Annotated in this window: 14 protein-coding genes; 9 read left to right on the plus strand and 5 right to left on the minus strand. The window is 66.5% G+C overall.

What is annotated here, in order from left to right:
• Window positions 1-22 precede the first annotated feature (22 nt).
• Window positions 23-2995 (plus strand): excinuclease ABC subunit UvrA, encoded by a 2973-nt coding sequence (gene uvrA, locus DVK00_RS03875; protein ID WP_121577301.1) that lies wholly within the window; start codon window positions 23-25, stop codon window positions 2993-2995.
• On the opposite strand, the gene DVK00_RS03880 is transcribed toward uvrA, so the two are convergent.
• Window positions 2992-3519 carry a DUF3368 domain-containing protein gene (locus DVK00_RS03880; protein WP_101350953.1) on the minus strand — a complete coding sequence of 176 codons (528 nt, stop codon included), beginning with the start codon at window positions 3517-3519 and terminating at the stop codon, window positions 2992-2994. The two genes, uvrA and DVK00_RS03880, sit on opposite strands and share 4 nt — an antisense overlap.
• Window positions 3516-3812, minus strand: a complete 297-nt coding sequence (locus DVK00_RS03885) for a UPF0175 family protein (RefSeq protein ID WP_101350954.1) — start codon at window positions 3810-3812, stop codon at window positions 3516-3518. Before DVK00_RS03885 ends, DVK00_RS03880 begins: the two co-directional genes overlap by 4 nt.
• A 123-nt stretch (window positions 3813-3935) precedes the next feature.
• Here DVK00_RS03885 and DVK00_RS03890 point away from each other — a divergent pair, with 123 nt between their 5' ends.
• The 3 genes from DVK00_RS03890 (at window position 3936) to DVK00_RS03900 (ending at window position 6223) form a co-directional block, all read left to right on the plus strand.
• On the plus strand, window positions 3936-4703 hold the full coding sequence (locus DVK00_RS03890; RefSeq protein ID WP_121535451.1) for a hypothetical protein: 768 nt from the start codon (window positions 3936-3938) through the stop codon (window positions 4701-4703).
• Between the two features lie 75 nt (window positions 4704-4778).
• Entirely contained in the window at window positions 4779-5207 is a 429-nt protein-coding gene (locus DVK00_RS03895; RefSeq protein ID WP_233560752.1) for a hypothetical protein, read from the plus strand.
• A gap of 41 nt (window positions 5208-5248) precedes the next feature.
• Window positions 5249-6223 carry a hypothetical protein gene (locus DVK00_RS03900; protein WP_121535454.1) on the plus strand — a complete coding sequence of 325 codons (975 nt, stop codon included), beginning with the start codon at window positions 5249-5251 and terminating at the stop codon, window positions 6221-6223.
• A 57-nt stretch (window positions 6224-6280) separates the two neighbouring features.
• Here the strand turns inward: DVK00_RS03900 and DVK00_RS03905 are convergent, their stop codons facing one another.
• Together DVK00_RS03905 and DVK00_RS21300 are read right to left on the minus strand one after the other, a co-directional pair.
• Window positions 6281-6667, minus strand: a complete 387-nt coding sequence (locus DVK00_RS03905) for a hypothetical protein (RefSeq protein ID WP_101350957.1) — start codon at window positions 6665-6667, stop codon at window positions 6281-6283.
• A gap of 64 nt (window positions 6668-6731) precedes the next feature.
• Window positions 6732-6878 carry a hypothetical protein gene (locus DVK00_RS21300; protein ID WP_157829434.1) on the minus strand — a complete coding sequence of 49 codons (147 nt, stop codon included), beginning with the start codon at window positions 6876-6878 and terminating at the stop codon, window positions 6732-6734.
• A 45-nt stretch (window positions 6879-6923) separates the two neighbouring features.
• Here DVK00_RS21300 and DVK00_RS03910 point away from each other — a divergent pair, with 45 nt between their 5' ends.
• The 3 genes from DVK00_RS03910 to DVK00_RS03920 all read left to right on the plus strand — a co-directional run bounded on the left by DVK00_RS03910 (window position 6924) and on the right by DVK00_RS03920 (window position 9555).
• Window positions 6924-7349 carry a DUF5518 domain-containing protein gene (locus DVK00_RS03910; RefSeq protein ID WP_101350958.1) on the plus strand — a complete coding sequence of 142 codons (426 nt, stop codon included), beginning with the start codon at window positions 6924-6926 and terminating at the stop codon, window positions 7347-7349.
• A 54-nt stretch (window positions 7350-7403) separates the two neighbouring features.
• On the plus strand, window positions 7404-8486 hold the full coding sequence (locus DVK00_RS03915) for a geranylgeranyl reductase family protein (protein WP_121535460.1): 1083 nt from the start codon (window positions 7404-7406) through the stop codon (window positions 8484-8486).
• Window positions 8487-8550: 64 nt separating this feature from the next.
• A complete protein-coding gene (locus DVK00_RS03920) occupies window positions 8551-9555 on the plus strand; it encodes an AI-2E family transporter (protein ID WP_101350960.1) in 1005 nt (334 codons plus the stop codon).
• 27 nt (window positions 9556-9582) lie between these two features.
• Here DVK00_RS03920 and DVK00_RS03925 read toward each other — a convergent pair whose 3' ends face one another.
• A complete protein-coding gene (locus tag DVK00_RS03925; protein ID WP_101350961.1) occupies window positions 9583-10377 on the minus strand; it encodes a sulfurtransferase in 795 nt (264 codons plus the stop codon).
• Between the two features lie 264 nt (window positions 10378-10641).
• Between DVK00_RS03925 and DVK00_RS03930 the strand changes: the two genes are divergently transcribed.
• Both DVK00_RS03930 and DVK00_RS03935 read left to right on the plus strand, forming a co-directional pair.
• Window positions 10642-11505 carry a sulfurtransferase gene (locus DVK00_RS03930; RefSeq protein ID WP_121535466.1) on the plus strand — a complete coding sequence of 288 codons (864 nt, stop codon included), beginning with the start codon at window positions 10642-10644 and terminating at the stop codon, window positions 11503-11505.
• Between the two features lie 306 nt (window positions 11506-11811).
• Window positions 11812-12117: a hypothetical protein gene (locus DVK00_RS03935; RefSeq protein WP_101350963.1), complete on the plus strand. Its 306-nt coding sequence runs from the start codon at window positions 11812-11814 to the stop codon at window positions 12115-12117.
• The last annotated feature ends 161 nt before the right edge of the window (window positions 12118-12278 follow it).

Raw genomic sequence — 12278 nt, forward strand, 5'->3', positions numbered from 1 at the left:
GCCGGCCAACGAAGATGCAAAGATGAGCAAGGATATAATCGAGGTCCGAGGGGCCGAGGAACACAACCTCAAGGACGTCGACGTGGAGATCCCCCGCGAGGAACTGACAGTCGTCACCGGGCTGTCGGGGTCGGGCAAATCCTCGCTCGCATTCGAGACGGTGTACGCCGAGGGCCAGCGCCGGTACATCGAGTCGCTGTCGGCGTACGCGCGGAACTTCCTGGGCCAGATGGACAAGCCCCAGGTCGAGAACGTCGAAGGGCTGTCGCCGGCCATCTCCATCGACCAGAAGAACGCTGCCAACAACCCCCGCTCGACGGTCGGGACCGTCACCGAGCTACACGACTACCTCCGCCTGCTGTACGCCCGCGTCGGGACGCCGCACTGCCCCGAGTGTGGCCGCGAAGTGGGCGAGCAGTCCGCCCAGAACATGGTCTCGCGGGTTCTGGAACTCCCCGAGGACACCCGCGCGAAGCTGTGTGCGCCGGTCGTCCGCGACCAGAAGGGGGCCTTCGAGGACCTGTTCGACGACCTCGTCGGCGAGGGGTACAGCCGCGTCGAGGTCGACGGCGAGGAGTTCGACCTCACGCTGGACCGGCCGGAACTGGACGAGAACTACGACCACACGGTCGACGTGGTCGTCGACCGCGTGAAGATTTCGCCGGACGCCCGCTCGCGCATCACGGATTCCGTCGAGACGGCGCTGACCGAGGCCGACGGGACGCTGAAGGTCATCCTCCCGGACCCGCCGGAAGGCGCGGCCGAGACCCTCGGCGGGTCGGATGCCAGAGCCACGGGCGACCTGGCCGACGGCGACGAGGGCGACGCGGACGAACGCACCCGCCTCGTCGTCGAACTCTCCGAGGACCTCGCCTGCACGCACTGCGGTATCGACATCTCCGAAATCGAGACGCGGTCGTTCTCGTTCAACTCCCCGCACGGGGCCTGCCCGGAGTGTGAGGGGCTGGGCGAGACCAAGGAGGTCAGCGAGGACCTCGTGGTCACCGATCCCTCGAAGCCGCTCAAGCACGTCTTCGAACCCTGGAGCTACGACCGGACGTACTACTCGCGGCAACTGGACAACGTCGCCGAGCACTTCGGCGTGGACCTCTCGACGCCCTTCGAGGAACTGGACGAGTCCATTCGGCGGCAGTTCCTCTATGGTACCGACGACATCGTCGACTTCCAGTGGCGGACCAAGAACGGCACCCGCGAGAAGAGCGAGCGCTTCGAGGGCGTCATCCCCAACCTGGAGCGCCGCCACGTCGAGACGGACTCCGACCGCGCCCGCGAGCACATCGAGGAGTTCATGGCGACGACGACGTGCCCGGCCTGTGAGGGGACCCGACTCAAGGCTGAGTCCCGGGCGGTGCTCGTCGACGGCACCGCCATCACCGAGGTCAACGAGATGTCCATCAGCGACGCGCTGGAACACTTCGAGGGCCTGGGGGCGACCCTCTCTACCCGTGACCGGAAAATCGCCGAGGAGATTCTGAAGGAGATTCGGGCCCGGCTTGGCTTCATGACCGAGGTGGGACTGGACTACCTGACGCTGGACCGCGAAGCATCGACGCTGTCGGGCGGCGAGAGCCAGCGCATCCGGCTGGCAACGCAGATCGGCAGCGGCCTCGTCGGCGTCCTCTACGTCCTTGACGAACCCTCTATCGGCCTCCACCAGCGGGACAACGACCGCCTGCTGAACACGCTGGAGGAACTGCGGGACCTCGGTAACACCCTGCTCGTCGTCGAACACGACACCGAGACGATGCGCCGGGCCGACCAGATAATCGACATGGGGCCGGGTCCGGGCAAGCGCGGCGGCGAAGTCGTCGTCAACGGCCCGATGGACGAGGTCATCGAAACCGAGGAATCGGTGACCGGGGAGTACCTCTCGGGCGAACGGACGATTCCGGTGCCCGAGAGCCGCCGCGAGGCCGACGGCGAACTCACGGTCCGGGGCGCGCGCCAGCACAACCTCGCGGACCTCGACGTGTCCGTCCCGTTGGGAACGTTCACGGCCATCACCGGCGTCTCCGGCTCCGGCAAGTCGACGCTGATGCACGACGTGCTGTACAAGGGGCTGGTCCGGCGGATGAACGACACCGACGTGAACCCCGGCGAGCACGACGCCATCGAGGGCCTCGACGACATCGAGACGGTGCGGCTTATCGACCAGTCGCCCATCGGCCGCACGCCCCGATCCAACCCGGCGACCTACACCAACGTCTTCGACCACATCCGCGAACTGTTCGCCGAGACCAGCCTCGCGAAACAGCGGGGCTACGAGAAGGGGCGTTTCTCGTTCAACGTCAAGGGTGGTCGCTGTGAGGGCTGTGGCGGTCAGGGCACGGTCACCATCGACATGAACTTCCTCTCCGACGTAACCGTCCCCTGTGAGGAGTGCGGCGGCGCGCGCTACAACGACGAAACGCTGGACGTGACCTACAAGGGCGCGACCATCGCCGACGTGCTGGAGATGACCGTCGAGGAGGCCTACGACTTCTTCGAGAGCCACTCGGGGATTCGCCGCCGCCTCGAACTCCTGAAAGACGTGGGGCTGGGTTACATGCGGCTGGGCCAGCCCTCGACGACCCTTTCTGGTGGGGAGGCCCAGCGCGTCAAACTCGCCGAAGAACTCGGCAAGAAGGATTCGGGCGAGACGCTGTACCTGCTCGACGAGCCGACGACCGGCCTCCACCCCGAGGACGAACGGAAGCTCATCGACGTGCTCCACCGGCTCACCGACGACGGCAACACCGTGGTCGTCATCGAGCACGAACTCGACCTGGTGAAAAACGCCGACCACATCATCGACCTCGGGCCGGAGGGCGGCGAGAACGGCGGCGAACTCGTCGCCGAGGGGACCCCGGAGGAGGTGGCCCGGACCGAAGCCTCCTACACCGGGCAGTACCTCCGGGACCTCCTGCCGAACGTCGACCTGGAGGGGCCACGCGCCGACCGCGACGTGGCTCAGCCGGCGGCTGACGACGACTAATCGGCCGCGTCGTCGATGAGCCGCTCCGCTTTTCTAACGAGGCTCGCGCTGAACCGCGCGCCGACCTCGTCCATCGCGTAGAGCGTCTCGGTCGCGTCGTCGGGCTCGATGTCGCCCCGTTCGACGGCCCGTACGAGGACGCCAATCGACCCGGCGACCGGTATCGACAGCGCCTTGCAGGTCTGTCGGCGCGGCTTGTCGTCGGTGACAACAACGGGGTCGGCGGCGACCAGCGCGTGAGCCAGCAGTACGGCATCGCCTCGCGGGTCCCCGTCAGAGCGACCGAGGTGGCTGGCTGCCTCCTCGACGGCCGCCGTGGAGACGGACTGCGGACAGGTGACCCAGCCGTCGTCGATGGCGTCGGACAGGGCTTTCGCTGCCGGGTCGCTGGTAACCTCCCGGCGGACGGGGTCCGGGACGACGACCGAGCCGTCGAGTCCGGCGAGCAGGGCAGCGCTCCCGGTATCGGCCAGCGTGATGAGGACGCTCGCGTCGACCAGGACCGTTCGCTCGCCGCCGGTCATCGAAGCGCGTCTACGTCGTCGGCCAGGTCGGCCTCGTCGTAGTTCGTCATGACGCCGCGGTCGTTGGCCTCGGCCATCATCTCCGCGATGGTGAGCCCTGCCAACTCCGCCGCACCGCGCATCCCGACCTCTCCGTCCTGATACCGCTGGAGGGCGACCCGAATCAGTTCCTCTCTGGCCCCCCGCTGGATGGCCTGTCGAATGGCGTCGCTGCGGCTCGCGTCGGTGGCGTCGGCGAGTCGCGCCACCAGGTCGAGTTCCTCGTCGCTCATACGGGTGGTGACGTTCTCCATGCGTAATACGACGCAACGCATTGCATTAAACGTGCGGTCGGGCGGTTCGGTCAGCAGTGTAGCGGCGATATCCGAAGCGGCCACCAACGTTTTAGTCGACGGCGGAACCTGATAGAGCCAGCCATGGCACAGTCGACAGCGGACGGCGTCGAGCGGAAACGGGGTATCGGTGGGCTGGCGAGGCAGGCGAACCCGGCCTTCGCCGCGGGGGCGGTGGCCGTCCCGCTGCTGGCTTTCGCGGGCGCGCTCGCCAGCGGGAACATCCGGGCGCTGACCTACGTGCACGTGATGGCCGGCGTGCTGTGGACCGGTATCGACCTGTTCATGGGGCTGGTGTTGGGCCCGGTCCTGGGCGGCCAGGAGCCGGAGGCCCGGGCCGACTTCTTCGCGTCGTTCACGCCGAAGATGACGTTCCTGATGCCGACGCTGGCGACAGTGACCATCAGCGGCGGCATCCTGCTCGCGCTCCGGCTCGGGAAGTTCCCCAACGCCGACCCGTGGCTGGCGATTCTGACCGCGGCGACGCTCATCCCCGTCGTCCTCCTCATCGGCTACCAGTTCGACGCGCTGACCGACCCGAAGACGCTGGGCGTCCTCGGCGTGGCCGTCCTCGGCTCCGGGGCGTATCTGGCGACCGCGCTCCCGCAGTTCGCGATGACCTCGTGGTGGATAGTCGCCACGCTGGCCATCGTGACGCTGCTGTCCGTGCAGGGCTTCGGCGTCATCCTGCCCGGCGAGGTCCGCATCTACCGGCAGGTCGTCTCCGAGAACCCGGACGTCGACCTCGTCTCGGAAATCGGGATGCGAAACGCCAAGCTCGGGGGACTTCAGGGCCTGATGCAGCTGGCAATCGTCTTCGTGATGGTTGGGCTGCGCTGGTGGACGCCGTAGGCACGGCCGCGGCTACAGACGGGCCGGACGGGTGTGGAAGCGCTTATGCCTGCCTGCAGACAGTTCCTGGCAACGATGGCCTGGTCGGGGCGCGCCGGGAGTCGCTGTACGTACACCGACGACCGTACGGAGTCCGACGGCGAGACTCAGGAGTGGGAGTGTCCACACGGCGCAATCGACGGTCGGGCGCTCGCCCGTTGGGGGATGAATGCGTTCCTGTTCGTGACCACTGGCTACGGCGAGCGGGCGTCGTACACGCTCGCGGCGTCCGCGGCGCTCATCGCCGCCTACGCGGGACTGTACGTCGCTATCGCGCCGGACCTGTTCGGGAGCGTCGGCCAGTACGCACAGCTCAGCCTCGGGTCGTTCATCGCCTTCTTCCTCGGCGGCGTCGGCGAGGTCAGCGACCCCACCGTGAGCCTGCTGGCCCAGTCGGAGGCGTTCCTCGGGGGCTTTTTCGTCGCGCTGTACGTCTTCGCGCTGACGCGGTCGGTGAGCCGCTGACCACCACCAGCTTTCTTCGCTCGGGCATCGTACAGTCGTCTATGGACACCGTCTACGCCGCGCTCGGCGACCGCGTCCTCGTCGGAGGCAGCGGGACCGGCTGGGACGACTGCCTGCTCGGCCACGACATCGAGTGTGTCGCCGCGGGCGCGGCCGAGCCGGCCCGGGCCTTCGTCGGCACCGCCGACGCCGGCCTCCAGCGGACGACCGGCGGTGGCGCGACGTGGGAATCGGTCCTCGACGCCGGCGACCGCGTGACGAGCGCCACAGTCAGCTCACAGGACCCTGACATGGTGTGGGCCGGGACGGAACCGAGCGCCGTCTACCGCTCGACCGACGGCGGCGAGACGTGGACGGAGCGGCCGGGGCTGACCGACCTCGATACGGCGTCGCGGTGGTCGTTTCCGCCGCGGCCACACACCCACCACGTCCGCTGGCTCGCGCTCGCCCCAGACGACCCGGCGCAGGTGTACGCCGCTATCGAGGCCGGCGCGTTCATCCGCAGTCCGGACGGCGGCGAAACGTGGGTCGACCATCCCGACGGTGCTCGGCGGGACAACCACACGCTGTCGACCCATCCAGACGCCCCGGACCGGGTGTACACCGCCGCCGGCGACGGCTTCGCGCTGTCGGCCGACCGGGGAGCGACGTGGACCCACCCGCAGGACGGGCTGGCCCATCGGTACGTATGGGGGCTGGCTGTCCACCCCGACGACCCGGACCGCGTCGTCGTCTCGGCTGCCAGCGGCCCACAGTCCGCGCACAGCACACACGGAGAGAGCTACGTGTATCGGTGGGACGGTGAGCGGTGGACACAATCGATGGACGGCCTGCCGGGTCCGGGTGGGCTGGCCCGCCCGGTCCTCGCCGCCGACCCGGACGGCAGCTTCCTCGCACTGACGAACCACGGGCTGTTCCAGTCGAACCGCGGGGACGCGTGGACGCGACACGACCTCGACGGCGGGGACTGGCCGAGCGACTACGAGCAAGTCCCGAGCGGGCTGGCCGTCATCTGATACCGCCACCGCCTGAGCGGCTCTGGTGACAAACAGAACACACAGCGGACAGAAGCCCTACACGGCGGTAACAGCCACGGACCCGATGCCGGCTGTCACGACCGTCGCAACAGCCGAGAGCAGGATGATTTTCGCCGCTTTTCGCCGATCAGCGCGAACGGCCTCGCTCGTGCCGACGCGTCCGCTTTCCCCACCGGACCCCGAGAGGTCGTAGCGGGCCAGCGCTCCGAAAGCGACACAGAACTGGAAGTAATCCTGAAACGCGCCGAGGAACCCGCCAAAAATGAAGGGGACAGTCGCCCACAGCGACAGTCGAGGGACTGCGCCGACCCCGACGGCGACTGCGATGCCAGCAGCGACGGCGAACGACCCGACGGCCGACAGCCGCCGGGCGCGGCGCTGGTTCGCTCCGATGTTACACACCCCGGGCTGGTACTCTGCCATAGCCGACGACAGGGGCTACACCGACAAATACGCCCTGCTTCGACCGGCGACGTGGCGGTGTCAGCTATCTCGCATACCGCTCGGTCACGGGCAGTGCATCGCGGTGGCGCTTGGCCCGCTCCTGCTCGCCGTCGTCGCGTTCGCCGGTGCTCCGGTGAGCGGCGTCCCGCAGACAGCCACACGGCCGCCGTTCGCAACGATTCCATGACATATCAGCGGAGAACACTGATGCACCTGGCCGTCGTACCGTGCCGTGATGTCCCTCCAACTCGACCGCTCGGATACGTGGACGTGCGCCCTGCTCGGCGGGCTGCTGGCCGCCCCCTTCACCGCGTTGCAGGTGATTCAGTCCCCGGACAGCATCATGTTCAACATGGTTGTGGTCGGCGGCGCGCTCGCCGGCTACCTCGTCAAGCGCCGCGGCGGAAACGGCACTGCGACCGGACTGCGAGCCGGTTTCGTCGGCGGCCTTCCGGCGCTGTGGGGGGTGGCCGAGTTCGTGTGGTCCATCCCTTCCGTGGCGAACCCGCTGTGGTTCCAGGCCGTCGGCGTCGCGATGGGGCTGTCGGTCGGAGCGCTCGCCATGCTCATTCCGGCGCTCGGCGGCGCGCTCGCCGGCCGCTTCGGCGGCTGGCTGGCCGAGCGGCAGGGCCATCCGCGGGTCCCCGCCGCGGGCGGCTGACCGGGAGCGAGCGAATCGAGAAGGTATTTGGTTCGTGACACCGAGAGAACGTGTATGTATGACGTTGTGGTCGTCGGGGCGGGACCGGCCGGGTCGCGGTACGCGCGTCGGGCGGCCGAGCGGGGGCTTGACGTGGTCGTCTTCGAACAGGGGGAGGTCGGGAAGCCCCTTGCCTGCTCGGGTCACGTCAGCACGGATATCTGGGAGTTCACCGAAGACGCCCGCGACGACCTGTTCCAGAACGAGATTTCGGGCGCTCGGTTTCACACTGGCGGTCCCAGCAGTCAGGACCATCCCTTCTACAAGGACGAGGTCATATCGAACGTTATCGACCGCGTCGGTCTGGACAGGCATCTCGCCGAAGTGGCCCGTGGCGCCGGTGCCGAGGTCCGCGAGGAGCACTCGGTCGTCGGCGTCACTGAGGACAAAGATGGCGTCACCGTCGAAGTCCGCGGACCCGACGGCATCGAGACCCACCGCGCGAAGATGGTCGCCGGCTGTGACGGCCCGAAGAGCCGCGTCCGGCGGGAACTGGACTTGCCCGAACCCGACGAACTACTGCACGGCGTCCTCGGGTTCAGCGACGAGGTCGACCACAGCGATTTCGTCGACGTGCACCTTACCGTCCCGCGCTTTTTCGCCTGGCGCATTCCACGAGGCGAAGCCGGCGTCGAGTACGGACTGGCGGTACCACCGGGTGCTGACGCTCGCGGCCGTTTCGAGGAGTTCGTCGACGGCTACGGCGTCGAAACCGACCACCGCTGTTCTGGACTTATCCCGATCGGCCCGCCGAAGCGAGTCACCGGTCGACGGTCGTTTCTCATCGGTGACGCCGCAGCCCAGACCAAGCCCTTCACCGGCGGTGGCATCCGATACGGCATGACTGCCGCCGACCACGCGGCCCGAGAAATCGACCCCGACGACCCGGCGACGCTGGGCGAGTACGAGCGCGCGTGGCGCGACGACCTTCGACAGGAGATCCGCCTCGGCCACGCCGTTCGGGCGGGCTACTCCGCACCGGAACCGATACAGAAAGTCGGGATGAAAGCCTTCGAAGGCGAGATCGGCGTCCACATGGACCGGCCGACAACGCTGTTCTCCAGAGAACAGCTAGCGGCGCTGTTCTCACGGTCCTGACAGACGTGTTACCCTGCTGGCGTTTGCGGGTAACGTTTTTACCGGCCGATGGAAAAAGACGGGCGTGGTAACACGCCGACGTACCTACGTCCTCGCGGGCCTGCTTGTCCTCACCGGTTGTCTGACAGGAGTTCTGCTCGCGCGGGTGCTAGCGACGATTTTCTTCGCAATCACGGTCGCATACGTGCTTTTCCCCGTCTCGGAATGGCTTGGACGCCACGGACTCAACAGGCGACTGTCGGCGGCTGTGACAACAGGTATCGCCTTCATCAGCGGCACACTCATCATCGTCCCGCTCGGGGCCGTGCTGTATCTCCGCCGCCGCGACCTGTTTTCTTTCTTCCAGCAGCTCCCGTCGATGGTGACCCTCGAATTCGGCGAGTTCAGCTACCCGATCGAGATAGATCCGACGTTAGTAGCCGCCCGAGAGACGCTCACGGCCGTCGCGGTGGATTTAGCCGCTGAATCGCCCGTGCTGGCGCTGAAGGCCGTCCTGTTTGCGATCCTCGTCTACGCGATGCTCTGGCAGCCGCAGGCTCCGAAAACGGCCGTCTATCGGACGGTCCCGGCGTCGTATCACGAGGTCGTCAACCGACTCCATCAGCGACTCCGGGGGACGCTGTACGCGATTTACGTGCTTCAGGCGGCGACGGCGTTCGGGACCTTCGTCGTGGCGTGGGTCGTGTTCTGGCTGCTGGGCTATCAGGGCGCGTTCGCACTGGCAGTGGTCGCCGGTATTCTGCAGTTCGTTCCCGTCATCGGCCCCAGCGTCGTCGTCCTCACCATCGCTGTCGCGGATGTTATCAACGGCAACATCACCGGGGCAGTTCTGGTGACCGTGTTCGGCCTCGTTTTTGTCGGTTTCCTCCCCGATGCGGTAATCAGACCGAAGCTCGCCCGCTACACGACGGGTCTCCCGGCCAGCCTCTACTTCGTCGGATTCACTGGCGGCGTGTTGACGCTTGGCGTCATCGGCTTCATCGCCGGCCCGGTCGTCATCGCGCTGCTGGTCGAACTGTCGTCGCTACTGACCAGCGAGCGGCAGGGCGACCAGCAGAAACTGACGTAATGTAGAGTATGCCAGCGCGACGACGCCTCAGTTCGTCTCCAGCGGCCGCCCCTGTGCTTCCCACTCAGTGAGGCTCCCTTCGTAGAAATCCACCCGCTCGAAGCCCAGATGCCGGAGGACGACGTACGTGTGGCTGATGCGCCGGGCGGTGTTGCAGTAGAGAACGACACGTTTCTCGGGGGCGACGCCGGCACTTTCGAGAACGGACAGCGCCTCCTCGCGCGCGAGCAGGCCTCGCGTCTCGTCGTCGACGAGGTCCCGCCAGTCCAGCAGGACCGCACCGGGGATGTGGCCCGCGTCGTACTCCTCGTCCTCGCGGGTGTCGACCAGCACCGTGTCGGAGTCGTTCGCCGCCTCAGCGACCGTATCCGGGCCGACCAGCGGCGTCGACGCCGGCCGCTGAACGGCGTAGTCGGTCGGTGTGACATCGGGCGTCTCGCTCGAGGTCTCCCGTTCGAGTTGCCAACTGGAGAAGTCGCCGTCAAGGAGGTGGAGTCGGTCGGGGTCGTGGCCGAACAGTTCTGCGGTGACCAGAAACCGCGCGGCGAAGACGCCGTGGTGGTCGTCGTACGCCACGATTTCGCTCTCCGGCGAGATGCCGGCCTCCGAGAGCAACCGTGCCCACTCGTCTTCGGCGGGCAGCATTCCCTCGCCAGCATCGGACTCCGCGCCGTGTTCGTCCGCACGGAACGAATCGAAGGGTACGTTCACCGCACCCGGGAGGTGTCCGAGGCCGTCGTACTCCCACGCGTCTCGCACGTCGACCACCCGGAGGTCGTCGCCCCGACTCGACACCCACTCCGCAGAGACGAAATCAGTCATCGTCCACGCGTAACCGCTCCGTCCGCTTGAAAACTCTCATCATGTGCGGTCGAAGGTGGGTGCAAATGCTGCCGCATTTCGCGCACGCACAGCAGGGCTCACATCCGGACATGGAACGCCATGGCTCCTGTCCGCTGGGCGGCGGACGTGTTGAATAGCGACAGTGCTCAGTAGAGGCAACGTCTGCCGACACGGTGGACGAGTGGCCGAACATGCCGAAAGTCGTAGTAATATATGTCTGGTAGACTTACGCTTCGATGCACTATGACTGACTACGCTAACGACGTGCTCGTCTCGGCCGACTGGGTCAGCGAGCATCTGGACGAGTTCCAGAGCGACGACCCCGCCCACCGACTGGTAGAAGTGGACGTCGACACGGAACTGTACGACGAGAGCCACGCCCCCGGGGCGATCGGCTTCAACTGGGAGACACAGCTTCAGGACCAGACCACACGCGACATCCTCGACAAGGGAGATTTCGAGGACCTGCTTGGCAGTCACGGCATCAGCGAGGACTCGACGGTCGTTCTCTACGGAGACAACTCCAACTGGTTCGCCGCCTACACGTATTGGCAGTTCAAGTACTACGGCCACGACGACGTGAAGCTGCTCGACGGCGGCCGCGAGTACTGGGTCGAGAACGACTACGAACTCACCGACGAGGTCCCCGAGTTCTCCGAAGTCGACTACGAGGCCTCCGGCCCGCGCGAGTCCATCCGCGCCTACCGAGAGGACGTCGAGAACGCCATCGAGCGCGAACTGCCGCTGGTCGACGTTCGCTCGCCCGAGGAATACTCCGGCGAAATCCTCGCACCCCCGGGACTCCAGGAGACCGCCCAGCGCGGCGGCCACATCCCCGGCGCACAGAACATCTCCTGGGCGGCCGTCACCAACGACGACGGGACGTTCAAGGACTACGACGAACTCGAAGAACTCTACGCCGAGTACGGCATCGACGGCGACTCCACGACGGTCGCCTACTGCCGCATCGGTGAGCGCTCCTCGGTCGCCTGGTTCGCCCTGCACGAACTGCTGGGCTACGACGACACCATCAACTACGACGGCTCCTGGACTGAATGGGGCAATCTGGTTGGTGCGCCTATCGAGAAAGGCGAAGCGGACGACTGAGCATAGCGAAGGCGTTCGCTTCGTAGCGGAGCGGGGAGCCCGCAGGGCGACCCGTGGAGCAGGGCGAGGCTGAGTAAGCGCAAGCGCGCGGGGCCTCGAATCGGAACGGCGACCACCGGGAACCGTGAAGCAGGACGAAGCTGAGTAAGCGGCAGCATACGACGCGTCAAATCGGAGCGGTAACGGCTTACTTTCGGATTTTTGTGGCGCTGTTCGAGAGCGATGGCGTCCCTGAGACAGTGACATCTGTTCCGGGCGGCACGGCTCGAAAAGCCAGTCGCGTTCCCAACCGTACATTCAAGTCAGATGCGCATCCTACACGCGGGTGTGGACCGAACGGAACTCGAACGGGAACTCCGCGACGCCTTCGACGCCGACCCGGATATCGTTACGGTCGTCGCCAGACAGGCGCGGGACCTCTCGGAATCAGACCAGTTCGTGACCGACTTCGGGGCGGAACTGACCGTTGAAGATGTCATCGACAACCTCGCGGACGCGCCCGAGGAGTATCAACTCGCCGAGCGATGGAACTGGTGGCTGGGTGCACTTGACCTCTCGCACGGCGGCTACGCGCGGTTCAGCGTTCGGCAGGACATCGACAAAACGTCCTGACCTGTTGCTGTCGGGATTCCTGTGTGCGAAAAGCGGCGCGACGCCAGTTAGTGTACGCTAAGCCCGTGTGCCTCTCGTGCGTGTTCGAGGAGTTCCTCCGTCGTGTCGAACTCCTCACCGCAACTGCACGTGTGGTACGTCGTCGGGGATTGCTGGCGTGT

It is taken from the genome of Haloarcula sp. Atlit-47R (genome assembly GCF_003665985.1).
In the GTDB taxonomy this organism is placed as follows: Archaea; Halobacteriota; Halobacteria; order Halobacteriales; family Haloarculaceae; genus Haloarcula; species Haloarcula taiwanensis.

Bases quoted from the DNA above. Each gene is read 5' to 3' on its own strand.
- DVK00_RS03900 (WP_121535454.1), top strand. From the start codon at position 5,249: ATGGACACCGTCTACGCCGCGCTCGGCGACCGCGTCCTCGTCGGAGGC.
- DVK00_RS03910 (WP_101350958.1), top strand. From the start codon at position 6,924: ATGTCCCTCCAACTCGACCGCTCGGATACGTGGACGTGCGCCCTGCTC.
- DVK00_RS21300 (WP_157829434.1), bottom strand. From the start codon at position 6,878: ATGTCATGGAATCGTTGCGAACGGCGGCCGTGTGGCTGTCTGCGGGAC.
- DVK00_RS03905 (WP_101350957.1), bottom strand. From the start codon at position 6,667: ATGGCAGAGTACCAGCCCGGGGTGTGTAACATCGGAGCGAACCAGCGC.
- DVK00_RS03895 (WP_233560752.1), top strand. From the start codon at position 4,779: ATGGCCTGGTCGGGGCGCGCCGGGAGTCGCTGTACGTACACCGACGAC.
- DVK00_RS03890 (WP_121535451.1), top strand. From the start codon at position 3,936: ATGGCACAGTCGACAGCGGACGGCGTCGAGCGGAAACGGGGTATCGGT.
- DVK00_RS03930 (WP_121535466.1), top strand. From the start codon at position 10,642: ATGACTGACTACGCTAACGACGTGCTCGTCTCGGCCGACTGGGTCAGC.
- DVK00_RS03915 (WP_121535460.1), top strand. From the start codon at position 7,404: ATGTATGACGTTGTGGTCGTCGGGGCGGGACCGGCCGGGTCGCGGTAC.
- DVK00_RS03885 (WP_101350954.1), bottom strand. From the start codon at position 3,812: ATGGAGAACGTCACCACCCGTATGAGCGACGAGGAACTCGACCTGGTG.
- DVK00_RS03935 (WP_101350963.1), top strand. From the start codon at position 11,812: ATGCGCATCCTACACGCGGGTGTGGACCGAACGGAACTCGAACGGGAA.
- DVK00_RS03880 (WP_101350953.1), bottom strand. From the start codon at position 3,519: ATGACCGGCGGCGAGCGAACGGTCCTGGTCGACGCGAGCGTCCTCATC.
- uvrA (WP_121577301.1), top strand. From the start codon at position 23: ATGAGCAAGGATATAATCGAGGTCCGAGGGGCCGAGGAACACAACCTC.
- DVK00_RS03925 (WP_101350961.1), bottom strand. From the start codon at position 10,377: ATGACTGATTTCGTCTCTGCGGAGTGGGTGTCGAGTCGGGGCGACGAC.